We start from the raw sequence: 25936 nt of genomic DNA, 5'->3' as shown, positions 1-25936 counted from the left end.
GTTCATCGGTTTTTTTGCTACTATTTACGCTTTGACTCATCTTGTTATTTTTCCTATTTATGTCGCAAACTTACCAGCAACAGCTTCAAAGTAAAATTGAAAGGATCACGCAGCAATTTGCAGAATTTAATGCGCCTAAACTTGAAGTATTTGAATCTCCTGAGCAATATTTCCGAATGCGTGCAGAATTTCGGATCTGGCATACCGAAGATGATCTGTTCTATGCCATGTTTGAACGTGCTGAAGAAGGCAAACAAAAAGAAGTCGTGCGGGTAGATGAATTTCCAATTGCAGATACAAGCATCAATGAACTCATGCCAAAATTATTACAGGAATTAAAAGCCAATCCTGTTTTATCGCAACGGATTTTTGAAACTGATTTTTTAGCCACCTTAAGTGGTGAAATGCTGGTGACCCTGATTTATCATCGTAAACTCAATGCTGAATGGGAAATTGCGGCGAAATCACTTGCTGAAAAACTCAATATTAAAATTATGGGTCGTAGTCGTGGCCAAAAAGTCATTATGGGTGATGACTATGTGGTTGAACAACTCGATGTGCATGGTCGTACTTTTAAATACAAACAAATCGAAAGTAGCTTTACCCAGCCCAATGCACACGTCTGCCAAAAAATGCTGAGCTGGGCATGTGATGTCGTCAAAGGGTCAAATCGGGATTTACTCGAGCTGTATTGTGGTAATGGCAACTTTACCCTGCCGTTGTCCTTACATTTTCGTCGAGTACTGGCAACAGAACTGGCTAAAAGTTCAGTCTATGCCGCCCAGTGGAATATTGAACAAAATCAGATTGAGAATATTCAGATTGCTCGACTCTCTGCCGAAGAGTTTACTCAGGCGTATCAAGGCGAACGTGAATTTAGGCGTTTACAAGAAGCCAACATCTATATTCAAAGCTACGAGTTTGATACGATATTTGTTGATCCACCACGTGCAGGCATTGACGATGAAACCCTGAAACTTTTGACCGGTTTTAAGCGGATTCTCTATATTTCCTGTAACCCTGATACGCTGTATGACAATTTAAAAACTTTAAGTAAAACGCATCGTATCACTCGCTTTGCTTTGTTTGATCAGTTCCCTTTTACCCACCATGTTGAATCAGGCGTATTGCTCGAATTAATTTAAACAAATTATTGCAATGTAACTTTTAGAATAAAGGGTGTTTAGATAACCCTTTATTCTTTATACATATTTAAATATAAAAATATGATATAAAACAAAGATCAAGTCATCAATCCTGTCATAATTTCGTTAAACCTGAATGTTATCATCGGAAAATTTAGAGTTTATTTGCTGCTTTTATCACTTTAGTTGACTTGTATTTTATTTTATTTTGGCTATATTTCGAGCTATGTTAAGTTGAATGTGAAGGCTCTATGAGTTTTTGGCAAAAGCTGTTTTCAGCAGATGAAATCAATAACGAGCATAAGAACCAGATTGCTTGTGTTGAAAATGATTGTTCATGTAAAACCAACGAGCAGTTAGTCTCTGCGTTAGCAAAAGCGACTGATGAAGATATCATCAAAGGGATTAAGAAAGTACTGGTATCTCGTGGGTACAGCCGCAAAGAGTTGAACGAGATTAACCATCATCCCGTACAGTAAAATGAAACCGCCATTAGGCGGTTTTTTTATGATCTGCAAACTTTAGAATTAAGTAACCCTATCATCGGCCCCAAACTATAACGACGATCTTCTCGGTAAATTTTAGGTAAATATAAACTTGAGATTGAACCATCCAAATACAGCGCATTGTCGATATTCAACTCATCCTTAAAAAACTGGGCAAATTGATAAAAATTAACGCGATTTCGGGTAATCACAAAATACAGCGTATTATCTTTTACACCGACACCATTTCTGATTTTTAACGAATCAGAATCGGCTAAAAACTTCGGATTGATTTTTCCATCAATGATTAACATTGGTCCAGATTGGGTGGCATAATTGGCGTTAAAATGGCTGATTTTAAAATCTTGCGTGGTTTTGATTACAGCCTGCTGATCATTCCATGCCAACACCCCATTGGGCTGCATAAAAAAGTTTCCAAAACCTTGTTGTTCATTCAGCGCTATCAGTTGTTTTCGATTTTCAATATACAATCCGACGGGAGCATAATCTGGATGATACATGCCTGCATTCATGGCAAATTCTAAGCGCTGACAGGAATGAAGCTGTTTTTTAATATTTTCAAATTTCAATAAGGGCTGCTGTGATGAATCATTTAAAAATAATTGAAGATCGGATAATTTTTTGATGTGTATAACATCCGCATCGACCCCTTGAGCAAGCTGCATCCGTTGATAACTGATCGCGTCATTTGCAAAGCTAGATTGAGCAAATAAAGCCGATAAGATGGGTAAAATCACTCCAGATTTGACTCTTTTTATCCACTTGGACATATCGCTACTCTTTTTTATTGCTCGATTACTGGGAAACCATAATAGGCAAAATATGCTCAATATAAGTATATTTGCACTTTTATAGAACACTTTTACACGATTATCGCTATAATCAGACCAGTATCATCGCAATACAATGCTGTTTTGTTTATTTTATTGGATCTGGTGGATATGCAGCATTCAATCAAACGCTTTCCGATCGGCTCTCATCTTATTGTGAAACATCTAGGTTATAGCCACCACGGAATTTACGCAGGTCGTGGACGTGTCATCCATTATTCAGGATTGGCACATCTTTTTAAAAAGAAACCGATTGAGATCACCACGCTCGAACAGTTTTCTCACGGCAAAAAAATCCATGTCCGTTATTACCATCATCCAAAATATAAAGGACGTGTCGTGGTACGGCGTATGCGTTCGCGTATGCACGAAAATTATTATCACTTGATTATCAATAACTGTGAACATCTCTGTAGTTGGGCAATCACGGGGATTGAAAGCAGTCCTCAAGTAGTGAAAATGATGAATCGACTGACCACATTGGGTTATATCAGTTCAATGATGAGTTATATGAATAGTTTTTACCTGACCATTGCCACCACATGCTTTGCTCTGGTTTTATACATCAAGAAAAAACTACGTGATAAAGCGAAAATGCAAATGCCCACTTATTTATTTTATAAACAAGATCATAAAGAATGAATGATCAATACTGATATTAGGTTTTGATCATAATTGTTGATATTCGAGCGATACCATAAAAAACCAATTGAACCAAAATCGCCATAAAAACACCCACTGCAACCACTTGCCAAAAATCAAAAGATGCCCAGCCAGCAGCTAAAACGATAAAGAAGACTGTTAAGGAATATAACCCCCTTACTGTTCCATGATAAAGCATGGTAACGGCTTCACTTCCCTGCATGATATGCGTGAAAATAGCCATGACAGAACCAATAATAGGAAATACCGCAAGCAGCCCACTCCATTGAGTACTGAGAACATAGGCCAATGCGGTCACCACTAGGGTAAATAGACCACCAGCCAACATTCTTAAAGGTAAATCATTAAACTGACGTGCAGGGACAACAATAGTGGTTAATGCAGGTAAAAGAAATGGAGCAAGCATTAACCCCAGTATCGCCACCAAACTCACCACATAAAGGTTCTGAGGTAAAAAAGTCAGTAAAGTCGCAGTGATTGTCCATACAAGGATACCTCCCAGAAATGAAACACTCCAGTGACAAGATCGACTGAGCCAACAATAGGCAATACCAAAACTTAGTAAAGAGACAACACCTGAAATACCCGCTATCGCTGCATTTAAACCAAATACCATCCCTTGATCAATTGCCATGAGTACCACGATGGGACCTGCAACTACAGGCATTCCACTCAAAATACCAGCGACTTTAGTTCCCCAGCTCCGCCCCGCTAGACTCACCAAAAGAATAAAAAAAGGAACAATCAGTAATTTTGCAATAAACATTTGATAACCATAAAAAAGCCTCTACATGTAGAGGCTTGATTGAACTGTAAAAATAAACACTATTTTTGACGATCTAGCACTAACAACATCATAAATCATGAAAAACTAGCGTTCATCTACTTGGAGTCTGACGAAAAATAAGGCGTTGCCTTATTTTTTCTCAGCTTTAAAGCTATCTTTAAGGTCTAAGATACGGTTAAACACAGGTTTTGCTGAAGTATGATCATATTGATCTGCCACAAAATAACCTTCGCGCTCAAACTGAAAACGATCTTCAGGTTTTGCTTGAGCCAATGCAGGTTCAATATAAGCTTGAACCACGTTTAAAGATTCAGGGTTTAGATGTGCCAAAAAGTCATCATCTGCATCTGGAGCCGCTTCGGTAAATAAACGCTCATAAATACGGACTTCAGCAGGAACACCTTTAGTTGCAGAAACCCAATGAATCACACCTTTGACTTTACGGCCTTCTGGATTTTTGCCTAAAGTTTCAGGATCAATTGAACATTTCAGCTCAATCACTTCACCATTGGCATCCTTGATCACTTCGTCACATTTAATGACATAGGCATGGCGCAAGCGCACTTCTCCGTCAGGAATCAAACGTTTAAAGCCTTTAGGCGGTACTTCTTCAAAATCCTTACGGTCAATATAGATTTCGCGTGTCAAAGGAATCACACGTTCACCCATGTCTACATTCGGATGACGCGCATGTTTTAAATCCAGTTCTTCTGGCAAATTGGTCAAGGTGACTTTAAGTGGATTTAGTACAGCCATACCACGCGCTGCGGTATTTTCCAAAGACTGACGGATACAAAACTCAAGCATCGCTACATCGACAATACCATCGGTTTTAGACACGCCAACACGGCGGCTAAAGTCACGCAATCCTTCTGGTGTAAAGCCACGACGACGCATTCCGACCACAGTTGGCATACGTGGATCATTCCAACCATTGACATAACCACCTTCAACCAAACGGCGTAATTTACGTTTAGAGGTGATGGTGTAATCAATATTTAAACGTGAAGATTCGTATTGACGTGGCACATCTGGTGAATGTACTTTTTCAATGACCCAGTCATAAAACGGACGATGATCCTGAAACTCTAGTGTACACAGTGAATGTGTGACTCCTTCAATGGCATCTGACAATGGATGCGCATAGTCATACATCGGGTACATTTTCCATTTATCACCCGTTTGGTGATGTTCAGAATGCAAGACACGATACAAAATCGGATCGCGCATATGTACATTGGTACTTGTCATATCAATCTTGGCACGAAGAACAGCTTCACCTTCTTTAAACTCACCATTACGCATTTTTTCAAAACGCGCAAGGTTTTCAGCAATGCTTGTATCGCGATACGGAGAGTTTTTACCAGGTTCAACAAAATTGCCACGATTCAGCTTAATTTCTTCAGGGCTTTGCAAATCGACATAAGCATCGCCTTGTTCAATCAGTTGAACTGCCCACGCATACAGTTGATCAAAATATCCCGATGCATAACGTGGCTCGCCTTGCCATTCGAAGCCAAGCCATTTCACATCATTTTCAATACCATCGACATATTCTTGTTCTTCTGCATCTGGGTTGGTATCGTCAAAACGCAGATTACAATACCCATCAAATTCTTCTGCAACACCAAAATTTAAACAAATCGCTTTGACGTGACCAATATGTAAATAACCATTTGGCTCTGGCGGGAAACGAGTCACCACTGTTTTAGTTTTGCCACTGGCTAAATCATCAGTAATCACCTGACGTACAAAATCTAAGCCCGCCTGTTGTTCTTGCTGCGCAGAATCGACAGATGCATGAGTATTCGATGTCGGAGAATTGGGCACAGTTGAAACAACATCATTTGGCTTCATATAAATATTTCACTTCTTTACAGTTAAAATTTGACTGAATGAAACGCAATCTTTGTTTTTTAACAAAGAAATTTACGTTTTTTACTTGCTATGTAGTTTACAGTTTGCTTATGCTTCTCTCAACCAAAAAACCCATGGCTTTCATGTCCATGATTAGGAGATTATGTAATGAGTTTTCCTCAAGTCGAATTAAACACCAACAAAGGTCGTATTGTTCTTGAGCTTAACACTGAAAAAGCGCCTAAAACAGTTGCTAACTTCTTGGAATATGTTCGTGATGGTTTCTATGATGGCGTAATTTTCCATCGTGTGATTGATGGTTTTATGATCCAAGGCGGCGGCATGGATGAAAACTTCAAAGAAAAAGCCACTCGTGACTCAATTGAAAACGAAGCGGATAACGGTCTAAGCAATGACGAAGGTACCATTGCGATGGCGCGTACTCAAGCACCTCACTCTGCATCTGCTCAATTCTTCATTAATGTGAAAAACAACTCATTCCTTAACCATACCGGCAAAACAGCTCAAGGTTGGGGTTATGCAGTGTTCGGTAAAGTTGTTGAAGGAATGGATGTGGTAAGCGACATTAAAAATGTTCGTACAGGTAACCGTGGCTATCACGCTGATGTTCCTTTAGAAAATGTTGTGATCGAATCTGCTAAAATTATTTCTGAATAATTTTAAACGGCATTTTTTGTGACTTATCTGTTTATCTCAGATTTACATTTGTCACCTGAACACCCTCGATTGATTCGGGGGTTTTTAGATTTGTTACGCCATTATCAGTATAAAAATACCCAACTCTATATCTTAGGTGATTGGTTTAATGCCTGGATTGGTGATGACTATACTGCCCCATGGTTAGATGAAATTATTGATGCATTAAAAAAATTTGATGATTCAGGTAATCAAATTTATTTCCAAGTAGGCAATCGTGATTTTGCCTTAGGTCAGGATTTTTTAAAGCAATTTCATGGAATTTTACTTCCAGATATTTACACGCTTGAAATTGCAGGTCAACAGTATCGGCTCGAACATGGCGATGCCTTATGTACCGATGATCTAGCCTATCAACGCTTTAAAAAAATTATTCGCAATCCTTATCTGGTCGCATTTTTGAAGAAAACGCCACTCAGTTTTAGACAAAAGCTCGCCAATGGCTTTCGAAAAAAAAGTCGAGAAAATAAGCAACAAAAATCTTATGAAATCATGGATGTGAATGATCAGGCGGTTATCGAAGCTTTAGAAAATATTAATTATCTGATTCATGGGCACACCCATCGTCCTGCAATTCATCCAGTACAAAACAAACTTAGAATTGTGTTAGGCGACTGGCGCGAACAAACCAGTGAAGCCATGATTTTAGAAGTCGATGAGTACGGACAACCACACTTTATCAAATGGCAAATCGCTTAAGTTTTATTCATTTTTTTTGTTCCGTTGATTTTTATTGAAAAATATTTCATCTGTTTAAATTTCGATTTATGATCATCAGCTATGTATATCCCTTACAAATTAGGTGAATGATCATGAACTTATTAGATACCGCAAAAAGTCGCTATACCACCAAAGCTTATGATCCATCAAAAAAAATACCGAGCGAACAGTTTGAGCGTTTATTGGAAGTTCTACGCCTAACCCCATCTTCAGTCAATATTCAACCTTGGCATTTTTTAATTGCTGAAAGCACAGAAGCGAAGCAACGTGTTGCTAAGGCCATGACTGGACGCTATGCCTATAATACTCCCAAAGTTTTGGATTCATCCCATACGATTGTATTTTGTACCCTTATTGATGCAACACCTGAACATTTAGAACAACTACTTGAACAGGATGATCTCAACGGTCGTTTTAAGGATGAAAAAGCCAAACAAGGTCAACGTGAAACACGTGCAGGTTATGTCGATTTTTATCGTAACGAACAAAAAAATCTGTTTGGCTGGATGGAAAATCAAACTTTTATTGCTCTCGGCCAGTTACTCCTCGCAGCGGGACTCGAAGGCATTGATGCCACACCAATGGGTGGTTTTGATGAAGATGTGCTAAATGAAGAGTTTGGCTTAACAGAAAAAGGCTTTCGTGCTTCAGTGGTCGTTGCCTTAGGTTATCGAAGTGAAACTGACTTTAATGCCAAATTACCAAAATCGCGTTTAAGTGATGATGTTATTTTTACTCAACTTTAATATTTTATAATTCTGTCATCATTGGCTTAATAAACGCTAATGATGACATTTAATAAATGTATAATAATGAAATATCGTCTTAAAATTATTAAATAATCATCCCAACTCCACTTTTAGTTTTTCTGTTCATTTATTTTACTTCAGTCAACTCTCCATATACACTACAAAATATTGGATTTTTTTGATGGGTACAATTATTGTTTACTTCATTTATTGTATTATCGTCGCGCCGATTGCTTTTTTGATTTCCGTCATTTTAAATCATTATCATATTTTAAACTTATTCACGATTTTTATCAGTGCTTTCGTTATAGCTACACCCTTTTATTTATTCATCAACTTTTTGCATGCAGCGAGCATTCCAGATCCGTGGTGGAAAATGTATAGTCAATTTTCCACCATTTTACTGACTATTAGACTTTTTTCATAATTGTTTGCACCCTCTTTATTTTTCTCCCATAGGGAGAAATAAAAAGGACTTATGAAAGAAGTCTATTCTTCCTGCACTTTTCTACTGCATTTGTTTGAAATGGTTTGTAAGAAAAATATGAGATTATTACATCGCTTGCGCTAAACAAACCACACCAGCAACCCCTAAAACCAAACCTAGCACTGTCATCCAGTTTGTTTTTTCTCTAAATAGAATCAAGCCACTCAAAATACCAAATACCACGACTAAAATATTCATTCCTGCAAAAACAATCGCAGGAGAATCTTTCAGTAACATATGTGCCTTAACGTATAGCGCAATATTACTAAAGTTTAAAACACCTAAGACTAAACCAGCCATCATATTCTTGGTCAACCATGGCTGTTTTAAGATAAAACCCACATAAATAAATGAAAATATAAATGATGTAATAAAAATCAAATTTAACGTGACTGAAAATTGTAGACCTAAACTACTGGTATATTTAAGCAGAATATCGACCAGTGCATAACCTAACCATACACCGATTAAAGCCATGATCGATTTATGATAATGACTGGAATTTTGGGTTTTCACTTTTGCCAAAATAATACTTAGAACTGCGGCTAAACCTAAACCAATACCCACAATTTTTAAGGTATTAAAATTTTCATGAAAAATAAAATATGCAGCCAACAAAGACCATACCACGGATAAACGCTGTGCCAGTTCTGTTTTTATAATTCCTGCAAATTGTAGAGATTTTGCCAAACATAAAAATATACTGGGTAAAATTAAACCCAAGATAATAATTAACCACCACGGCGTATGCTGTAAAGATAAATGACTCAGATCAGGCTTAAACCAGAAAAAGCAAAGTAGACTTGCACTAAGGTAGTTCCAGACAATTATCTGAATCGGCTCAAATCCTTTTTCTTTGAGCCATTTCAGTAAAATAGAAACAGATACACTACATAATGCTGATAATGCAATTAATTCCATCTTGCTCTCGCGTGGTTTTTATCTTTTTTGTGGATAAAAGAAAAGCCCACGTATGGGCTTTTTCCAGAATCGAATCATTAAATAATCAATTATTTATAACGATCGACCATGACTTCTAAAGAAATTGGACGAATCTTATCGGCATTACCCGCTGTACCAAATGCTTCGTAACGATCGATACAAATTTGTTTCATTGCATCAACTGTTTTAGCGAAGTATTTACGTGGATCAAATTCGGCTGGATTTTCCGCCATAAAGCGACGAATTGCACCAGTCGAAGCTAAACGTAAATCGGTATCAATATTGATCTTACGTACACCGTGCTTGATCGCTTCTACAAGCTGATCAACTGGTACACCATAAGTTTCCCCGATATTACCGCCGTATTCATTAATGATTTTTAACCATTCCTGAGGTACAGAGCTTGAACCATGCATCACCAAATGTGTATTTGGTAGTGCAGCATGGATTTCTTTAATACGATCAATCGCAAGAATATCGCCTGTCGGTGGACGAGTAAACTTGTATGCACCGTGAGAAGTCCCCACAGCAATTGCTAGAGCATCGACATTGGTATCTGCAACGAATTGTGTTGCTTCTTCAACAGAAGTCAAAAGCTGAGAATGATCAAGGACACCTTCCGCACCCACACCATCTTCTTCACCAGCCAAACCAGTCTCAAGACTACCTAAACAGCCGATTTCACCTTCTACGGATACACCACAAGCATGTGCCATTTGTACCACACGGCGAGTGACATCGACGTTGTAGTCATACTCCATTGGGGTTTTACCATCTGAACCCAATGAACCGTCCATCATCACCGAGCTAAAGCCCAACTGAATAGAACGTTGGCAGACATCTGGGCTTGTACCATGATCCTGATGCATCACCACTGGAATGTGTGGCCATTCTTCAACTGCCGCCAAAATAAGATGACGCAAGAATGGTGCACCTGCGTATTTACGCGCACCTGCCGAAGCTTGCACAATAACAGGTGAATTGGTTGCATCCGCGGCCAACATGATTGCGCGCATTTGTTCTAAGTTGTTTACGTTAAACGCTGGTACGCCATAGGTATGTTCTGCGGCGTGATCCAAGAGCTGGCGCAATGAAATAAGTGCCATAATATCCTCCCAGGTAGTGCGACATATTCTACCTTGTCATTTGTTTCAAATCAGCAACAAATCACAGGATTTCAAAAAAAATCCCTGCATAGGCAGGGACTTTTAACAAAAGCCTACATAACTTACTGTGCTTTGTCTTATTTTTGTTCAACAGCGGCTGCTTCTTCTTCAGTTGCTGGTGTTGCAGCATCCGCAGGAGCATTAGCAACAGATTCAGGAATATCTGTATTTTTTTCATCCATCACAGGTTTGTCGAGTGCATCAATAGCCGCTTGTTGTTCTGGAGTGACTTTTTCTTCAACAGGTGCAGCTTGACCTTCATGCGATGCAGGTGCATCATTTTTTTTAGCACAAGCCGTTAAAGTTAAAGGGATAACAACGATTGCTGCTAAAACTAATTTCAATTTCATCATGTTTTCTCACAACTGATTACTAATCGCGTTTAGTTTATTGCAACTTTGTGACAGTTATATGAATCTAAAATGAAAAAACAGGCCGATATCAATCGACCTATTTCAAATTTATGACAGTAAATCTATATGTGCTTAAGCACGTTCAAGCAATACAGCAACCGCAGGAAGCGTTTTACCTTCTACAAACTCAAGGAAAGCACCACCGCCTGTGGAGATATAACCAATTTTATCTGCAACTTCATACTTATCAATTGCAGCCAAGGTATCACCGCCACCTGCGATAGAGAATCCTTCAGATTCAGCAATTGCCAATGACAGTGTTTTGGTTCCTTCGCCAAACTGATCGACTTCAAACACACCCACTGGGCCATTCCAAAGAATGGTTTTAGCCGTTTTTAAGATTTCAGCAAAGGCTTTCGCCGTTTCAGGACCAACATCTAAAATCATGTCATTGTCTGCAATATCTTCAACTTTCTTCACAACAGCTTTTGCTTTAGCTAATGAGCCGAGGAAGTCAGCAAAATCAATTTCTGCTACATCAGCAACCACCACATCTGTTGGAAGTGGAACGGATACTTTGGCTGCGATTGCTTTGGCTGTATCGATTAGATCATTTTCGCACAATGATTTGCCCACATTGAAACCAGCGGCTGCCAAAAAGGTATTGGCAATCCCACCACCGACGATCAATTGACCGCAAATATCAGAAAGTGAAGTTAAAACATCCAGTTTTGTGGAAACTTTAGAACCTGCAACAATCGCAACCATTGGCTTTTCAGGAGTTTGAAGTGCGCGACCTAAAGCATCTAATTCAGCTGCAAGTAATGGCCCCGCCGCAGCTACTTTTGCGTAACGCGCTGCACCTTCGGTGGAAGCTTCTGCACGGTGTGCAGTACCAAATGCATCCATCACGAATACATCACAAAGCGCAGCGTATTTTTGTGCCAATTCTGCGTTGTTTTTCTTTTCGCCGTGGTTAAAACGTACATTTTCAAGTAAAACCACCTGACCTGCGTCGACGTCAACGCCATCTAGATAGTCTGTATAGAGTTTTACTTCTTGACCCAATGCTTTGCTTAAATATGCTGCAACGGGTGCAAGAGATTGTTCTGGTTTTGGCTCACCTTCCACTGGACGGCCTAAATGAGAGAACACCATGACCGCAGCGCCTTTTTCTAAAGCAGCCTGAATCGTTGGTAATGCAGCACGTAAACGTGCATCGCTGGTAATTTCCCCATTTTTGACAGGTACGTTTAAATCTTCACGAATAAGGACACGTTTGCCTGCTAAATCTAGGTCAGTCATGCGCTGAAAATTCATGTATTGCTCTCTTTATAGATTTAAAAACGCGCCAATTTTAAATGATTGCACTAAAAAAAGTTAGTTTTTTTGTAGAAAAGCTGTAGAAAGATAAACTTTTGATTATGATAGGTTCAGTTGTTTTTATGACGAAGGCCTATGTCTATTCATCCAGATCCAAAAATTAATCGCTTGAATGTTTTAGGCGAACCACTTGCAAGCTGTTGTTTTGATCCGATAACAGGATATTTTCGTAATGGTTTTTGCCATACTGCGGTGAGTGATCTTGGGCAACATACCGTATGTGCAGAAATGACTTCAGAGTTTTTAAGTTACTCACAAAAAGTGGGCAATGATTTAACTACGCCACTTCCAGAAGTGGATTTCCCTGGGGTGAAGCCAGGTGATTTTTGGTGTATTTGTGTGACCCGTTGGGTCGAAGCCTATCAGGCAGGTTTTGCACCGCCGATTAAGTTACAGGCATGTCATCAATCGGTTTTAAGCTATGTACCTTTAGATGTCCTGATGGAATACGCGGTTTAATGAGTCATTCTGAACTTATATTGGCCTCTGGTAGCCAAACACGTAAAGCATTAATGGATCGGCTAGGTCTTGTTTATCGCTGTATTTCACCAGATATTGATGAATCAGCAAAAGGCGAAACACATGCCGATGCGCTTGCACGACGTTTGTCTTTTGAAAAGGCTAAAGTGATTTCAGAACAATATCCAGATGCGATTGTACTTGGTTCTGATCAGGTCGCTTGGCGAAGCCATACACCACAGGATTTTATAGGCAAACCCTTAACTACTGAAAATGCCATTACACAGCTTATCGCGAACTCTGGTCAAAGCCTATGTTTTAGTACTGGACTTAGTATTCAGCATTTACATAGTGGTTTTGAACACACTCTGGTTGAACATTATCAGGTTAAATTTCGTGAGCTTACACTGGATGAAATTCAGCGTTATGTCGCGATTGAACAACCTTTGCAATGTGCAGGAAGTTTTCGCTGCGAAGGTTTGGGCATTAGTTTATTTGAGTCAATGTCGGGCAATGATCAAACGACACTGATGGGACTACCTTTAATTCAGCTATGCTATTATTTGAGGCAATTAAATATTGTGATTCCATAACTTTAACTAAAATGGGAACGAATCATGAAAAAAATATTTTTAGCTGCATCATTTGCTGATGTTTCATCACATTTAGCTGTCTTTTTAAATGAATCATTACAGGATAGATCTGTCGCATTTATTGCAACCGCATCTTTAGTCGAAGACTATCGTGGATACGTTGAAAATGACAGACTTGCCTTTAAAAACTTAGGTTTAAATATTAACGAACTTGATATAAGTTGTTCTACATTTGAATCAATGAAAACCATATTGTCAGAAAGTGACTACATCTTCATCTCTGGAGGCAATACATTTTATTTGTTGCAAGAGCTGAGACGTACGGGTGCAGATCAGCTTATCTCTGATTGGATTAATCGAGGAAAACCCTATATTGGAAGTTCGGCAGGGAGTATTGTTTTAGCCCCAGATATTGATTATATCCAGTTGATGGATGATATAAAAAAAGCACCACAGCTTAGTGATACACAAGGTTTGAATTTAATCGATTTCTATCCGCTTCCTCATTTCAACAATGAACCTTTTATTGAGGTTGCTCATCAAATTTACACCAACTATTTCTCACAATTAAGCTTAAAACCAATAGATAACGATCAATTTATTATCGTTGACGACCAATAAATACTTTAAAAAATTGATATCTGTTTACCCACTCAATCTTGCATCATCTTGTAACTTGATAACGATTATTGAACAATATACAAAATATTTTGGTTTTTGTGTTATGTCCAAATCTCTTGATGTCTTAGGCGGAATTACCGCAGAACAATTTTTAACTGAATACTGGCAAAAAAAACCATTACTGGTTCGTAATGCTATGCCAGAAATTATCCATATTCTTGAGCCTGATGATGTTAAAGAACTGGCTTTAGAGGAAATGGTTTCTGCGCGTCTACTTAAACAAAAAGATAAAGACCCAAATCAATGGACTGTCAAATCCTCCCCATTGATCAAAGGTGATTTTCAGAAGATGCCAAAACTGTGGACTTTATTGGTTCAGGCGGTCGATCACTATTCTTTTGATCTGGCAGAACTCTGGAACAAGTTTCCATTTATCCCCCAATGGCGACGTGACGACATTATGGTGTCTTATGCCCCGAAAGGCGGTTCTGTAGGCCAACATTTTGACTTTTATGATGTTTTTCTAGTTCAAGGTTATGGTCATCGTCGTTGGCAACTCGGGCAAATGTGTGATGCTTCAACTGAGTTTGTGCCAAATCAGCCGTTAAAACTCCTTCCAGAGATGGAAATTGATTTTGATGAGGTGTTGGCTCCAGGCGATTTACTCTATGTGCCGCCCGGTTTGTCACATTACGGTGTCGCAGAGGATGATTGTTTAACCTTTTCCTTTGGCTTTCGTATGCCAAATATCGCGACCATGATGGATCGTGTCAGTGACAAATTTGCCGATAATAGTTTATTAAAAAATCCATTATTGGATATTGTTCGCGATCAAAGCTCTGCTATTGGAGAAATCACGGCAAATGAGCTGGCTTATCTCAAAGCCAAAGTACTGGAGCAATTACAACATTCCAGTGACTTTGAACATGCGCTGATGTCGCTCATGTCTGAACCTAAATATCCAGACAATATTCCAGAAGCAGATGAAATTGAAGCCGATGATTTGCTTGAAATTCTGGATACTGGATATGAGCTGCGACTGGAACCCGCTTCACGGCTTTTATATACTGAAGAAGATGGACAATTATTATTTTGGGCAAATGGTGAAGAATGCTGTATTTCAGAAGTCTTTGAACAAAGCTTAAAACGATTGGCCGACGGTGAAATTCTGAATTTTGATCAATCTTTGAATCAACAAGAGATACTTGAGGATATTATCCAGTTACTCAATGACTCAGTTTTAATGTTGCTGCCACCCGAAGAAGAAACAGAGTAAGTTATTTTTTGAGCTGGGAGTTTAGAATAATTCTCAGCTCTAACAATTCGTTACTTGAGCTTAAGCTGGCTTGTTGGCTAATTTAGATAACAATAAAAAAGGAATATTGTTTTAATGGCCAATCTCACCCAAAGTATTCGACATAAGTTTTTAAATACTTTTTTTTCGCGGCATTCAGTCTGGTTTCTATGCATCATTGTTGCCATCAGCATTAGTTGGTTTCGCATCTCTTATGCACCGCATTATATTTATTATTTTGTTTCTGATACTTTTCTAAATGGATTGTGGCTCATTACAGGTTTACTCAGTCTGCTGGGGCTTTATGATGTTTTGCAAAATAAACATTCAATTCTAAGAAACTACCCGATCATGGGGCATTTTCGGTTTTTCTTTGAAGATTTTCGTCCTGAAATTCGCCAATATTTTATTGAATCTGATCAGGATGCCCTACCTTTCTCACGCATGCAGCGCAGTTTAGTGTATCAACGCGCCAAAAATGAAAATGCTGACAAACCTTTTGGTTCAATCATCAATGTCTATCAAGATGATTATCGCTTCATGGTACATTCAATCACCCCATGTGAACCTGCTGATCCTAAGACATTTCGGATTGAAATTGGCAATCACCAGTGTACGCAGCCTTATAGCGCATCGATCATGAATATTTCAGCCATGAGCTTTGGTAGCTTGAGTGCCAATGCGATCCGTGCACTGAATAAAGGTGCCAAAATGGGAAATTTTTATCATGACACGGGCGAAGGTAGTTTAAGTCCTTATCATTTGGAAAATGGCGGCGATATCGTCTGGGAAATTGCCAGTGGTTATTTTGGTTGCCGCACGCTGGACGGAAAGTTTGATCCTGAAAAATTTAAAAAACAGGCAGCCCTTCCGCAAATCAAAATGATTGAAATCAAACTTTCGCAAGGCGCTAAACCAGGACACGGCGGAATCTTGCCGAAGAATAAAATCACTGAGGAAATTGCTGAAATTCGGGGAGTTCCGCGCGACCGCGATTGTATTTCTCCACCAAAGCATTCTGCGTTTAACACGCCAATCGAGATGATGCATTTTATTCAGCAATTACGTGAACTCTCTGGTGGAAAACCTGTCGGTTTTAAACTGTGTATTGGTCAGCCATGGCAATTTATGGGCATTGTCAAAGCCATGCTTGCTACCCAAATTATTCCAGATTTTATCGTGGTGGATGGCTCTGAAGGTGGTACGGGGGCTGCGCCTGTCGAATTTAGTGATTTCATCGGAACACCGCTGCGCGAAGGCTTACAGTTTGTGCATAACACTTTAATTGGAGCGGGCTTACGAGATCAGATTAAATTAGGTGCCAGTGGTAAGATTATTAGTGCTTTTGATATTGCAAGTACCTTTGCATTGGGTGCAGATTGGGTCAATTCTGCACGTGGCTTTATGTTTGCAGTAGGTTGTATTCAAGCGCAAAGTTGTCATACCAATCAATGTCCAGTTGGTGTCGCGACCCAAGATAAAGACCGCCAAAAGGCGATTGACGTTCCAACCAAAGCCGATCGTGTATTTCATTTCCAAAAAAATACACTGCATGCACTCTCTGAAATGATTGCAGCAGCAGGTTTGCAGCATCCTTCGGAAATTAAGGCGCATCATTTGGCACAACGCTTGAATGATCGTGAAATTAAGAACTACGCGCAATTGCACTTTTTCTTTAAAGGCGGTGAACTTTTAGACTGCCATGAAAAAGATGATGAAAACTTTTATTATCGGATGTGGAACATGGCCATGGCTGAACGATTTTAATGTTTAGCTCATTAAATATTAGACTTCTTTCATAAGCCCCTTTTATTTCTCCTTATGGGAGAAAAATAAAGAGGCTTTAAACAATGAGGAAAGAAGTCTATTTAACCACCCTAATTAAAAACCCTGACTAAGAGCCTTAATTAAAAACCCAAGGAGATGACTCTCTTGGGTTTTATTTTTACAAGTATCAATGAATTAAGTTATTCATCGCCTAAATCATCCAGAAAATCGACTGTAGGAACGAAGAATAGTGTTCCCGTTTGCGCAGTACTAAAATCCAGTAAACGATCTAAATGCCCTTCAGCATTACCTTGAAACATATGCTCTAACATTTGGCGAGTCGTACTAAATTTATTGGCATAACCAATAAAGTAAGTTCCATATTCACCTTTGCTTGGATTAGAAAATGGCATATTAGCGCGCATAATTTTCAGTTCATTGCCTTCATCATCATAGGCTTTGCTGACATTATTATGTGCTGTACCCGGTTTTACATCATCGCCCAGTTCAACATCATTAAACTTTTTACGACCAATCACTTTTTCCTGTTCTTCATCACTTAGGCTTCGCCATTTATCCATGTCATGCACATATTTTTGGACAAAAGCGTAGCTTCCGCCCGTAAATAATGGATCTTCTGTAGCTACCAGTGCATATTCAGCCGCAATTTCAGGCTCAGGATTTTCAGTACCATCCACAAATCCAATAATGGCACGACCATCAAAATAACGGAAACCATGAACTTCATCAACAGGATGAGTTAAATCTTTGAGTTGCTCATGAATAATGCTGGCAAGCTCATAGCACAAGGCCTGACGATCAGCGCGAATATGAAAAAATAAATCGCCGGGCGTTGAAACAGCCGTATATTTGGGCCCTTTAATTTCTTTAAAAGTGGTTAATTCGTGTGGTTTAGGCTGACCCGCAAATAACATGTCCCATGCGTTAGAACTAAAGCCTAAAACAGCATTAAAGTTATCATCAGGATAACGCGCTCTTAAACTACGGGTTAATGCTGAAAAATTTGCAGCAAAATCGATTACTTTTTCTTTTACACCATCTGTTAAAGATAGCCCCAATACAATAAATAAAGCATTTTCACCTGGACGACTGGTAACAGGCTGAACTCGAGTCAATGTCATAAACCTCTGCCTTGTCTGAGCATTTTGTTCTTCTACTAATTTAACATATTGTATATAAAAGTATAAAAAAGCTTGCAGCTACTTCGTTTAAAATATTCCGCCTGCACAAAATACAAACAAAAACACGCATAGCTTTAAAGTTATACGTGTTTGATAGATTCAGGTAACTTATGCTTTGCCATATTGTTTTTTTAGATATTTCACAATTTGAGCGGATTCAAACATTTTAACCCCTGTATTGGGATCAACCAAATAAGGCACCTGCATCTTTCCTTGCATTTCAGGCAACATTTTTTCACGCTTACCACCCGCCAAAGGCTCATATTTACCGGGTTTTAAACGTAAGACCGCAGGTCCCATATCTTGCCAGCGTTCCTTTGGTACATTATGTAAAATGTAAGGAATTTCTAACTCTGTCAACGTCGCACGAACAATACGTGAGTATGGACTTGCCTCAAAACTCCATAACTCAAGCAATTGTTCTGGCGCAGCACGATGAATGATCTTCTTATTCACCCAGACTCCACGTGCCATGTTTAGAAGTGTTCCTGCAAACTCAGGCATAGGGATTTTTGGATAGTGGCTATATGTCGCTGGCGTTTTTCCAGTTTTCCCATAATATTTAAAAAGATGATGAATAATGTCCTGAGACTCAAAAAGCTGATCTCCTGTATTTTCATCAATCAGAAAAGGAAATTGTAATTTTCCTCCCTTTTCTTTCACAATTTGACGGTACTTTTGTCCACCTTTGGGACAAGGATAAATTTCGACATCAAGATTCAATAAGGTAATCGCTTCACGAACACGACGGCAAAATGGTGATCCTTCAAACTCATACAATTTAAGTGGCTTTGCAGGCTGAATTGGAAATGGCGTACCACTAACTCCACGACCGCCCTCTGCCAGACTTGATGCAAGCGATTGCAAGACTTTTATTTGATGAATCACCATAAAGGTATCCTATTATTATAAATTGACGAGTTGCTCTGTAGCGACCACGATGCCATTATTATCCGCATAAATAAAGTCGCCAGACTTAAATGTTACGCCACCAAAATAAAGATTTACATCAACTTCGCCTATGCCTTTGCGGTTACTTTTTTGTGGAATCGCAGCCAATGCATGTACGCCTAGATCAAGTTCAGCTATTGCATCAACATCACGTACACAGCCATAAATGACCACACCGTTCCAGTGATTTTTTACTGCTGACTCAGCAATCATATCGCCCATCAAAGCACAGCGCATCGACGCACCGCCATCCACCACCAGCACTTTTCCTGTTCCATCCGTTGCCAGCAACTCTTTAACACGTGAATTATCTTCAAAACATTTTACTGTCACAATTTGACCACCAAATGTTTTACGTGCTCCGTAACTCTTAAAAAAACGTCCATCCAGTGAAGGGGTTACAACCTGAATGTCTTTATCAGGATGATCATCAAGTAAATCACAGGTTACGAAAGGCACTAGACTCATGTTGTTCTCCATTATGAAGTAGTTTGTATGGCTAAATTATCATAAATTTTAAAGCTTTCCATTTGTGTATTTGCAGCGATGATCATGATATGCGCCAATTGCTCCGCAGTCACAGGCTTATACATCAATGGTTTTTTAATGGTGTCTTTGAGCAGCAAAAATATCTTCTGCGCCGCGCCTTCAAGGAGTCTTTGTTCATCTCGCTCACCAATCAATAATGAAGGATGAAAGATTGAAAGTTTGTTGAGTGTGAGTGTCTTCAAATAATCTTCAAGCAGCCCTTTGACCCGATTATAAAAGAATATTGAAGATGAATTTGCACCCATCGCACTCACCAAAAGCAAATGTGTTTCTTTATCTTGCAGTAAATCTGCAAAATGTGCATTGATTTCATAATCAATCGCATAAAATTTTTGTTTAGAGCCTGCTTTTTTAATGGTCGATCCCAAACAACTAAAAGCATGTGTATAGCCACTGACATCCTGATCATTGAGTAACAAAAAGTCTTCGACTACAAACTGACTGACTTTGGAAAATACTTTAAATTCATCTAACTCTTTTCGCACCACTACAGTGACAGATTCAAACTCTGACGCTACTTGTAATTGTTTTACCAATGCTTTTCCGACCAATCCAGTCGCACCAATCACCAATGCTTTTTTGTTCATATTTGTCATATTTTAACCAGCCTACTTATTTTCGCTTTAATTTAGCCTGTTCCTGAAAATTTATCACCATCAAAAACGTTGCAAAAACGTCTCAAGACTTGACTTAGCCGCACCAATTCATCAAAATATGGCACTTGTTTACGGGCTGGTGATAGTTTTAACTATAACCAGTGAAACTTCAGCCCGCCCAGACCAATCAAATTTCAAGGAGTGCAAGAGTGGCAAACTCTGCTCAGGCAAAAAAACGTGCGCGTCAAAACGTTAAAGCGCGTAAACACAACGCAAGCTTGCGTTCTATGGTTCGTACTTACATCAAACGTACTGTAAGTGCAATCGCATCTGGTGATTATGCTGTTGCTACAGAAGCTTATAAAAAAGCTGTTCCTGTAATCGACCGTATGGCTGATAAAGGCATCATCCACAAAAACAAAGCTGCTCGTCATAAGAGCCGTTTAAACGCTCAAGTTAAAGCATTAGCTTCTAACTAAGCAGCAAATAAAGAAAGCCCTACTGGGCTTTTTTTATTGCCATGAAAATAATAAATTTAAAACTCATTCCTTATTTTATATGCGTAATCCCCATTTAGACAAAGTCAAAGGTTTACTCATCTTTCTGGTGGTGTTGGGTCACGGCTTAGAACGTTTCATTGGCTGGATTAATCCAAACAGCGCATTACTTGCATTTATCTACAGTTTCCACATGCCTGCTTTTATTTTTGTCTCAGGCTTATTGTTTAAAAATCATAAATTATTTGAAAAAATCTTATTTTTTGCTGTGCTGGCAGTGTTGTTTCAAATTCTTTATTTTTGCTTTGAATCCTTTTGGCAACACACTCAAAACTGGCTGCATTGGGTGATCAAACCGTATTGGATTTTGTGGTATCTATGGGGAATGGTGGCTTGGAGTCTGATCACACCGTTACTCATGAAAACGCACTATCCTTTGCTTATTGCCATTTTCGCAAGTTTAGGTATCGGACTATCTCCATTCAATAATTATCTGTTTTCCATCGGACGGATTTTTGTGTTCCTGCCATTTTTTGTAGCTGGCGCGCTTTATGGCAAATCTTTTTTACACTGCATACAAAATACCAAGTACTCACTCTGGATTACGGCTGCAAGCATAATAATATCAATCACTTTGCTAGCTTTACTCAGACCCAATCCTTACTGGTTATATGGAAGTTTGTCTTATCAACAGTTACAAGTAGAGGCTGTTCACGGAGTTTTAACGCGCTTATGGCTATTAATTATCGCAAGTTGCGGAATAATTGCTTCACTTACGTATGCATCTAAACTCCCAGATATTTTGAGGAGCATGGGTGAAAATACTCTAGCCATTTACTTACTGCACGGTTTTTTTATCATTATCTTAACCAAATTGATCACATTCACATCAATGAATTGGATGCTCAATCTGGCATTTTGTTTATTCATCAGCATCTTATTATGCGTCATTTTAAAAGCAAGATTTTTATCCAGATCGATTCAATACACTGCGATGCATATCACCCAGTTTTTACTGAAACTCATGCAATATTTTTATACGCGGTTTTTATAAACGCTGATTTGGCTGAATAAAATCACTGACATTCAACTGATGTACTTCGCCACGCCAAATCCATTTCAATTGACTATTGAGAAAGTCATCACCCTCAAACCAGACAAATAAGCCTTCCATCATTGCAGGCCAATCTTCTTTATCAATCTGACTACGACCCGAAATCACCGCAACAATCGCGGCAATAATCGTGTCGTGACTTACCGCCAGACTTAAACCATTTGAAGCATTTGGATGAGTATTATAAATCAGCTCTAGTACATCAAAGACACCCGTAATTGGATGCTTCATCCCCGGTAAGGCGTTATTGACAAAACTATTAATAAACCCTAGCGCGCCTTGTTCTCGAAAATAAGGCGCGGCTTTTTTTATATCCAGTACAAAACTACCCGGTTCAACCAATAAGCCTTGCTCAACAATCTCAATGGTATGGGTATTACTGGTGGGAGTTACCCGATCAGCTCCCTCAATCATCAAAGCAGCAGTATCAATACAGCGCTGAATAGGGCTTGAAATACAGTGCTGAATCATTCGACCTGTATTTTGTATCAAACAGGCACCCCACTCCTCTGCCAATACCCGACCAGATTCAGTAAGTTGTAAATCATAACCAGCCAAGCCTTGTCCATTGACAATTTCACGAATCGAATGCCGTGTAAAAAGTGTCACAGGAATATTGCCATGAGGCAATAAATCAATCGCCTGTAGCATACTAGGAGGTAATAGCTTAAGTGCCATATATCATCTTATGTTGTCATTTTCATTACCTGCTCACTATAACATGCAGGCTAAAACTCTCAATCTGTAATCTGCACATGCTTTAGCGCATTTAATGCTAAATCTTTTATTTCTGGAGTGGTAAATGCTAAAAAGCCTGCATTGAGCACCGTATCACGCTGGTTATATTCAAATGGCCGCCCATGTAATGAGACTAAACCACCACCAATACTTTCCAGTAAACCCTGACCTGCGCTGGTATCCCATTCCGAAGTCGGATGGAATCTAGGATAAAGATCAATCTCACCTTCAAGCATCATACAAAATTTATAAGCGCTGCCTGCTTCACGACGAATTACGGCATGATTCTGTTGCTCAATAAACCCAATAAACTGCTGATACTTCGGATTTTTACTGCTATGACTTAAACCAATTTGTAAGGTCTGAGATGGAGAGCTTTTGGCATTTTGATAACGCCACCATTGTCCATGATTAAACTGATATTTATACGGGAGATCATCGAGATAACCCAAATACATTTGTTGTTCACAAGGCACGACAATGACCGAAAAAATAGTTTTCGAGTTTTCAATTAAACTTAAATTAATGGTAAATTCATCACGTTTATGAATAAACTCTTTGGTTCCATCCAAAGGATCAAGCATCCAGCAGGTTGACCATTCGTGTCGACCAACATTATCACTTTCTTCAGATAACACAGGATATACAGACTGAACTTGAGCCAAGGCTTGCATTAAAAAATGATTAACTCTTAAATCTGCCTGCGTCACAGGTGATTGATCACTTTTCTGATGAATATTAAACTCGCTTCCTGTGGTATAACTTTGGTATTCTTCAAAGAGAATTTGACTCGCTTGCTGCAACACAGGCAACAATTGCATAATCAATGTATCTTGTGGCGCATGAGTTTTAATAAACATAGATTATCCTGTTATGCCAAATTGTAATTCTTCAACTTTACCTATTGTCCTATTTGATATGGACGGCACGCTACTCGACTTAAGTTTTGATGACTTTATCTGGAATCAATGTCTGCCTGAACGTCATGCACAAGTTCATCAATGTACCTTGCAACAAAGTCACGAGACCTTATCTAAGTTTTACCAACAGCACAAGCATACATTATCTTGGTATTCATCAGACTATTGGACAGCAAAAGTCGGCGTAGATGTCCTGAAATTACAACAGGAATTTCAACACAAGATTCAACCAAGATCAGGTTGTTTTGAACTTTTGCAACAGCTTCAGGATCAAGGTTATCGCTGTTGGCTGGTCACCAATGCCGATCAGGCAAGTTTAAAGCTTAAACTTGAAAATGTTGCACTTCGCCCTTATTTTGAACTCATGGTCAGTAGCCAGCAATTGGGTCATGCCAAAGAAGATATTGGCTTTTGGCAGGCTTTACAACAATTGCAGCCGTTTGATCCAACCCAAGTCATTTTGGTTGATGACACAGCACAGGTGCTCCAAGGTGCCAAAGAATTTGGAATCGAACAACTGATTACGATTACACAGCCTTCCAGTTTAAAACCTGCGCGAGATTCGTCCAGTTTAGACTATCCTGCCATCCATCATTTAATGGAATTAATTTCTTTTTTACCTCAATCTCAAGTTAAGGATATTGATGTCAAAACAGCTTGAACAACATGCCAATGACTCAATGCGAGTCGATAAATGGCTTTGGGCCGCACGTTTTTTTAAAACTCGCTCCATTGCCAAAGCCGCCATTGAAGGTGGTAAAGTCCACCATGACAGTGAACGCGTCAAAGTTTCTAAAGAAATCCGTGTCGGAATGGAACTTACCATCATGCAAGGATTTGAAAAGAAAACCGTGGTGATTAAAGCACTCTCAGCAACACGTGGTCCTGCGCCTGTGGCTCAATTATTATATGAAGAAACAGAGGTCAGTTTAGCGCGTCGGGAGTTGATTGCAGCACAAAGAAAATTGCATAATCTAGCGCGACCTGATCATCGTCCATCCAAAAAAGATCGTCGACAAATCAGCAAGTTTAAACAAGAAAATGATCAACAATTTGACCAGTCATGGTCTTATCATGATGATTAATTGAATGGCTTTTTATACACGTCATATTATGTCGTACTGACATCATCTTGACATGGAATATTAAAAATAAATCTGTCACTATACACAGGTGGAACGAGGTTAAAATTCGATACATCCACTTTGAATGATAGTGATATTACACAGTTTTGAGGTTGTGAGATGGATGATAATAAAAGCAAGGCATTAAACGCGGCCTTGAGCCAGATTGAAAAACAATTTGGTAAAAATACAGTGATGCGCTTAGGTGACAACACGGTACAAGCAGTTGAAGCGGTGTCCACAGGCTCACTGACACTGGATATTGCACTCGGTATTGGTGGTTTGCCAAAAGGCCGTATTGTTGAGATTTATGGTCCTGAATCATCAGGTAAAACCACAATGACCTTACAAGCCATTGCTCAATGTCAAAAAGCGGGCGGTACGTGCGCGTTTATTGATGCTGAACATGCACTTGATCCACAATATGCACGTAAGCTTGGCGTGGACATCGACAATCTATTGGTTTCACAGCCTGACCATGGTGAACAGGCACTTGAAATTGCGGACATGCTAGTGCGCTCAGGGGCAATTGATCTGATTGTTGTCGACTCTGTTGCGGCACTGACTCCTCGCGCTGAAATTGAAGGCGAAATGGGCGATTCACACATGGGCTTACAAGCTCGTCTTATGAGTCAGGCATTGCGTAAAATCACGGGGAATGCCAAACGTTCGAACTGTATGGTGATTTTCATTAACCAGATTCGTATGAAGATTGGGGTCATGTTCGGTAGCCCAGAAACCACGACTGGTGGTAATGCACTTAAGTTCTATGCTTCTGTACGTTTGGATATTCGTCGTGTTGGACAGGTCAAAGAAGGTGACGAGATTGTTGGTTCTGAAACCAAAGTCAAAGTTGTCAAAAACAAAATGGCGCCTCCATTTAAAGAAGCACTTTTCCAAATCCTTTATGGCAAAGGCACCAATCAACTGGGTGAAGTCGTGGATTTAGCGGTGCAACAGGAAATCGTGCAAAAAGCAGGTGCATGGTATTCTTATCAAGGCAACAAAATTGGTCAGGGTAAAAATAACGTGATTCGTTATTTTGAAGAAAATCCAGCGATTGCGCAGGAAATTGAAAAACAGATTCGCGATCAATTACTGACCAGTACACCAGTTGCAAATAGCACTGAAGTTGAAGAAGAAGAACCTGACTTTTTAGAAAGCTAATTCAGCTATCATCAAACGCCCTGCGGGGCGTTTTTCATT

Annotated in this window: 29 protein-coding genes; 16 read left to right on the top strand and 13 right to left on the bottom strand. The window is 39.3% G+C overall.

The window, feature by feature from the left end:
- The first annotated feature begins 59 nt into the window (after positions 1-59).
- Both trmA and J500_RS04365 read left to right on the top strand, forming a co-directional pair.
- Complete coding sequence (gene trmA / locus J500_RS04370) at positions 60-1145, top strand: tRNA (uridine(54)-C5)-methyltransferase TrmA (RefSeq protein ID WP_004998074.1); 1086 nt, start codon at positions 60-62, stop codon at positions 1143-1145.
- Between the two features lie 251 nt (positions 1146-1396).
- Positions 1397-1624 (top strand): hypothetical protein, encoded by a 228-nt coding sequence (locus tag J500_RS04365; protein WP_004924955.1) that lies wholly within the window; start codon positions 1397-1399, stop codon positions 1622-1624.
- A gap of 26 nt (positions 1625-1650) precedes the next feature.
- On the opposite strand, the gene J500_RS04360 is transcribed toward J500_RS04365, so the two are convergent.
- Positions 1651-2421 carry a phosphodiester glycosidase family protein gene (locus J500_RS04360; protein ID WP_004998076.1) on the bottom strand — a complete coding sequence of 257 codons (771 nt, stop codon included), beginning with the start codon at positions 2419-2421 and terminating at the stop codon, positions 1651-1653.
- A 171-nt stretch (positions 2422-2592) separates the two neighbouring features.
- On the opposite strand from J500_RS04360, the gene J500_RS04355 reads away from it, so the two are divergent.
- A complete protein-coding gene (locus J500_RS04355; RefSeq protein ID WP_004998079.1) occupies positions 2593-3123 on the top strand; it encodes a lecithin retinol acyltransferase family protein in 531 nt (176 codons plus the stop codon).
- Between the two features lie 16 nt (positions 3124-3139).
- On the opposite strand, the gene J500_RS04350 is transcribed toward J500_RS04355, so the two are convergent.
- Positions 3140-3910, bottom strand: coding sequence for a hypothetical protein (locus tag J500_RS04350; protein WP_004998080.1), 771 nt, complete (start codon positions 3908-3910; stop codon positions 3140-3142).
- Positions 3911-4060: 150 nt separating this feature from the next.
- The gene (locus J500_RS04345; protein WP_004998083.1) at positions 4061-5788 is read right to left on the bottom strand and encodes a glutamine--tRNA ligase/YqeY domain fusion protein; all 1728 of its coding nucleotides are present in this window, start codon (positions 5786-5788) and stop codon (positions 4061-4063) included.
- Between the two features lie 168 nt (positions 5789-5956).
- Here J500_RS04345 and J500_RS04340 point away from each other — a divergent pair, with 168 nt between their 5' ends.
- The 3 genes from J500_RS04340 to nfsB all read left to right on the top strand — a co-directional run bounded on the left by J500_RS04340 (position 5957) and on the right by nfsB (position 7971).
- Entirely contained in the window at positions 5957-6466 is a 510-nt protein-coding gene (locus tag J500_RS04340) for a peptidylprolyl isomerase (RefSeq protein WP_004987932.1), read from the top strand.
- Positions 6467-6484: 18 nt separating this feature from the next.
- Positions 6485-7204, top strand: a complete 720-nt coding sequence (locus J500_RS04335) for a UDP-2,3-diacylglucosamine diphosphatase (protein WP_004998086.1) — start codon at positions 6485-6487, stop codon at positions 7202-7204.
- Positions 7205-7317: 113 nt separating this feature from the next.
- Positions 7318-7971: an oxygen-insensitive NAD(P)H nitroreductase gene (nfsB, locus tag J500_RS04330; RefSeq protein WP_004998088.1), complete on the top strand. Its 654-nt coding sequence runs from the start codon at positions 7318-7320 to the stop codon at positions 7969-7971.
- Between the two features lie 556 nt (positions 7972-8527).
- Here the strand turns inward: nfsB and J500_RS04320 are convergent.
- From J500_RS04320 to J500_RS04305, 4 genes are all read right to left on the bottom strand, one after another.
- Positions 8528-9382 (bottom strand): DMT family transporter, encoded by an 855-nt coding sequence (locus J500_RS04320; protein WP_004998092.1) that lies wholly within the window; start codon positions 9380-9382, stop codon positions 8528-8530.
- 89 nt (positions 9383-9471) lie between these two features.
- A complete protein-coding gene (gene fba / locus J500_RS04315) occupies positions 9472-10509 on the bottom strand; it encodes a class II fructose-bisphosphate aldolase (protein WP_004998097.1) in 1038 nt (345 codons plus the stop codon).
- Between the two features lie 137 nt (positions 10510-10646).
- Entirely contained in the window at positions 10647-10919 is a 273-nt protein-coding gene (locus J500_RS04310) for a hypothetical protein (protein ID WP_034698504.1), read from the bottom strand.
- 135 nt (positions 10920-11054) lie between these two features.
- Entirely contained in the window at positions 11055-12242 is a 1188-nt protein-coding gene (locus J500_RS04305; protein WP_004987957.1) for a phosphoglycerate kinase, read from the bottom strand.
- Positions 12243-12380: 138 nt separating this feature from the next.
- On the opposite strand from J500_RS04305, the gene J500_RS04300 reads away from it, so the two are divergent.
- The 5 genes from J500_RS04300 (at position 12381) to J500_RS04280 (ending at position 17039) form a co-directional block, all read left to right on the top strand.
- A complete protein-coding gene (locus tag J500_RS04300; protein ID WP_004987958.1) occupies positions 12381-12764 on the top strand; it encodes a DUF2237 family protein in 384 nt (127 codons plus the stop codon).
- On the top strand, positions 12764-13357 hold the full coding sequence (locus J500_RS04295) for a Maf family protein (protein WP_004998101.1): 594 nt from the start codon (positions 12764-12766) through the stop codon (positions 13355-13357). Before J500_RS04300 ends, J500_RS04295 begins: the two co-directional genes overlap by 1 nt.
- Before the next feature lie 24 nt (positions 13358-13381).
- Entirely contained in the window at positions 13382-13978 is a 597-nt protein-coding gene (locus J500_RS04290) for a Type 1 glutamine amidotransferase-like domain-containing protein (RefSeq protein ID WP_004998103.1), read from the top strand.
- 103 nt (positions 13979-14081) lie between these two features.
- On the top strand, positions 14082-15254 hold the full coding sequence (locus J500_RS04285; protein WP_034698424.1) for a cupin domain-containing protein: 1173 nt from the start codon (positions 14082-14084) through the stop codon (positions 15252-15254).
- 114 nt (positions 15255-15368) lie between these two features.
- Positions 15369-17039, top strand: coding sequence for an FMN-binding glutamate synthase family protein (locus tag J500_RS04280; protein ID WP_004987969.1), 1671 nt, complete (start codon positions 15369-15371; stop codon positions 17037-17039).
- Positions 17040-17239: 200 nt separating this feature from the next.
- On the opposite strand, the gene J500_RS04275 is transcribed toward J500_RS04280, so the two are convergent.
- The 4 genes from J500_RS04275 to J500_RS04260 all read right to left on the bottom strand — a co-directional run bounded on the left by J500_RS04275 (position 17240) and on the right by J500_RS04260 (position 20337).
- Positions 17240-18181: a Dyp-type peroxidase gene (locus J500_RS04275; RefSeq protein ID WP_004987972.1), complete on the bottom strand. Its 942-nt coding sequence runs from the start codon at positions 18179-18181 to the stop codon at positions 17240-17242.
- Between the two features lie 168 nt (positions 18182-18349).
- Complete coding sequence (locus J500_RS04270; protein ID WP_034698421.1) at positions 18350-19132, bottom strand: glutathione S-transferase N-terminal domain-containing protein; 783 nt, start codon at positions 19130-19132, stop codon at positions 18350-18352.
- A gap of 15 nt (positions 19133-19147) precedes the next feature.
- Positions 19148-19660 carry a ribonuclease E activity regulator RraA gene (gene rraA / locus J500_RS04265; RefSeq protein WP_004987975.1) on the bottom strand — a complete coding sequence of 171 codons (513 nt, stop codon included), beginning with the start codon at positions 19658-19660 and terminating at the stop codon, positions 19148-19150.
- 11 nt (positions 19661-19671) lie between these two features.
- Positions 19672-20337 (bottom strand): nucleoside-diphosphate sugar epimerase, encoded by a 666-nt coding sequence (locus tag J500_RS04260; protein WP_034698420.1) that lies wholly within the window; start codon positions 20335-20337, stop codon positions 19672-19674.
- 209 nt (positions 20338-20546) lie between these two features.
- Here J500_RS04260 and rpsT point away from each other — a divergent pair, with 209 nt between their 5' ends.
- Positions 20547-20816 (top strand): 30S ribosomal protein S20, encoded by a 270-nt coding sequence (gene rpsT, locus J500_RS04255; protein ID WP_004987979.1) that lies wholly within the window; start codon positions 20547-20549, stop codon positions 20814-20816.
- Positions 20817-20895: 79 nt separating this feature from the next.
- Positions 20896-21888, top strand: a complete 993-nt coding sequence (locus tag J500_RS04250; protein WP_004998115.1) for an acyltransferase family protein — start codon at positions 20896-20898, stop codon at positions 21886-21888.
- On the opposite strand, the gene J500_RS04245 is transcribed toward J500_RS04250, so the two are convergent.
- A complete protein-coding gene (locus tag J500_RS04245; protein ID WP_004998118.1) occupies positions 21883-22626 on the bottom strand; it encodes a histidine phosphatase family protein in 744 nt (247 codons plus the stop codon). The two genes, J500_RS04250 and J500_RS04245, sit on opposite strands and share 6 nt — an antisense overlap.
- Positions 22627-22685: 59 nt before the next feature.
- The gene (locus J500_RS04240) at positions 22686-23546 is read right to left on the bottom strand and encodes a 3'(2'),5'-bisphosphate nucleotidase CysQ family protein (RefSeq protein WP_004998122.1); all 861 of its coding nucleotides are present in this window, start codon (positions 23544-23546) and stop codon (positions 22686-22688) included.
- 13 nt (positions 23547-23559) lie between these two features.
- Here J500_RS04240 and J500_RS04235 point away from each other — a divergent pair, with 13 nt between their 5' ends.
- The 3 genes from J500_RS04235 (at position 23560) to recA (ending at position 25897) form a co-directional block, all read left to right on the top strand.
- The gene (locus J500_RS04235; RefSeq protein WP_004998123.1) at positions 23560-24267 is read left to right on the top strand and encodes an HAD-IA family hydrolase; all 708 of its coding nucleotides are present in this window, start codon (positions 23560-23562) and stop codon (positions 24265-24267) included.
- Positions 24251-24691 carry an RNA-binding S4 domain-containing protein gene (locus J500_RS04230; protein WP_004987998.1) on the top strand — a complete coding sequence of 147 codons (441 nt, stop codon included), beginning with the start codon at positions 24251-24253 and terminating at the stop codon, positions 24689-24691. Before J500_RS04235 ends, J500_RS04230 begins: the two co-directional genes overlap by 17 nt.
- A gap of 159 nt (positions 24692-24850) precedes the next feature.
- Positions 24851-25897, top strand: a complete 1047-nt coding sequence (gene recA, locus J500_RS04225) for a recombinase RecA (protein ID WP_004998126.1) — start codon at positions 24851-24853, stop codon at positions 25895-25897.
- The last annotated feature ends 39 nt before the right edge of the window (positions 25898-25936 follow it).

Source organism: Acinetobacter sp. 479375, assembly GCF_000581715.1.
In the GTDB taxonomy this organism is placed as follows: Bacteria; Pseudomonadota; Gammaproteobacteria; order Pseudomonadales; family Moraxellaceae; genus Acinetobacter; species Acinetobacter ursingii.
This window is presented reverse-complemented; position numbering and strand designations above follow the sequence as displayed.

Coding starts and splice junctions, on each gene's coding strand:
- trmA (WP_004998074.1), top strand. CDS start 60: ATGTCGCAAACTTACCAGCAACAGCTTCAAAGTAAAATTGAAAGGATC.
- J500_RS04365 (WP_004924955.1), top strand. CDS start 1,397: ATGAGTTTTTGGCAAAAGCTGTTTTCAGCAGATGAAATCAATAACGAG.
- J500_RS04360 (WP_004998076.1), bottom strand. CDS start 2,421: ATGTCCAAGTGGATAAAAAGAGTCAAATCTGGAGTGATTTTACCCATC.
- J500_RS04355 (WP_004998079.1), top strand. CDS start 2,593: ATGCAGCATTCAATCAAACGCTTTCCGATCGGCTCTCATCTTATTGTG.
- J500_RS04350 (WP_004998080.1), bottom strand. CDS start 3,910: ATGTTTATTGCAAAATTACTGATTGTTCCTTTTTTTATTCTTTTGGTG.
- J500_RS04345 (WP_004998083.1), bottom strand. CDS start 5,788: ATGAAGCCAAATGATGTTGTTTCAACTGTGCCCAATTCTCCGACATCG.
- J500_RS04340 (WP_004987932.1), top strand. CDS start 5,957: ATGAGTTTTCCTCAAGTCGAATTAAACACCAACAAAGGTCGTATTGTT.
- nfsB (WP_004998088.1), top strand. CDS start 7,318: ATGAACTTATTAGATACCGCAAAAAGTCGCTATACCACCAAAGCTTAT.
- J500_RS04320 (WP_004998092.1), bottom strand. CDS start 9,382: ATGGAATTAATTGCATTATCAGCATTATGTAGTGTATCTGTTTCTATT.
- fba (WP_004998097.1), bottom strand. CDS start 10,509: ATGGCACTTATTTCATTGCGCCAGCTCTTGGATCACGCCGCAGAACAT.
- J500_RS04310 (WP_034698504.1), bottom strand. CDS start 10,919: ATGAAATTGAAATTAGTTTTAGCAGCAATCGTTGTTATCCCTTTAACT.
- J500_RS04305 (WP_004987957.1), bottom strand. CDS start 12,242: ATGAATTTTCAGCGCATGACTGACCTAGATTTAGCAGGCAAACGTGTC.
- J500_RS04300 (WP_004987958.1), top strand. CDS start 12,381: ATGTCTATTCATCCAGATCCAAAAATTAATCGCTTGAATGTTTTAGGC.
- J500_RS04295 (WP_004998101.1), top strand. CDS start 12,764: ATGAGTCATTCTGAACTTATATTGGCCTCTGGTAGCCAAACACGTAAA.
- J500_RS04290 (WP_004998103.1), top strand. CDS start 13,382: ATGAAAAAAATATTTTTAGCTGCATCATTTGCTGATGTTTCATCACAT.
- J500_RS04285 (WP_034698424.1), top strand. CDS start 14,082: ATGTCCAAATCTCTTGATGTCTTAGGCGGAATTACCGCAGAACAATTT.
- J500_RS04280 (WP_004987969.1), top strand. CDS start 15,369: ATGGCCAATCTCACCCAAAGTATTCGACATAAGTTTTTAAATACTTTT.
- J500_RS04275 (WP_004987972.1), bottom strand. CDS start 18,181: ATGACATTGACTCGAGTTCAGCCTGTTACCAGTCGTCCAGGTGAAAAT.
- J500_RS04270 (WP_034698421.1), bottom strand. CDS start 19,132: ATGGTGATTCATCAAATAAAAGTCTTGCAATCGCTTGCATCAAGTCTG.
- rraA (WP_004987975.1), bottom strand. CDS start 19,660: ATGAGTCTAGTGCCTTTCGTAACCTGTGATTTACTTGATGATCATCCT.
- J500_RS04260 (WP_034698420.1), bottom strand. CDS start 20,337: ATGACAAATATGAACAAAAAAGCATTGGTGATTGGTGCGACTGGATTG.
- J500_RS04250 (WP_004998115.1), top strand. CDS start 20,896: ATGCGTAATCCCCATTTAGACAAAGTCAAAGGTTTACTCATCTTTCTG.
- J500_RS04245 (WP_004998118.1), bottom strand. CDS start 22,626: ATGGCACTTAAGCTATTACCTCCTAGTATGCTACAGGCGATTGATTTA.
- J500_RS04240 (WP_004998122.1), bottom strand. CDS start 23,546: ATGTTTATTAAAACTCATGCGCCACAAGATACATTGATTATGCAATTG.
- J500_RS04235 (WP_004998123.1), top strand. CDS start 23,560: ATGCCAAATTGTAATTCTTCAACTTTACCTATTGTCCTATTTGATATG.
- J500_RS04230 (WP_004987998.1), top strand. CDS start 24,251: ATGTCAAAACAGCTTGAACAACATGCCAATGACTCAATGCGAGTCGAT.
- recA (WP_004998126.1), top strand. CDS start 24,851: ATGGATGATAATAAAAGCAAGGCATTAAACGCGGCCTTGAGCCAGATT.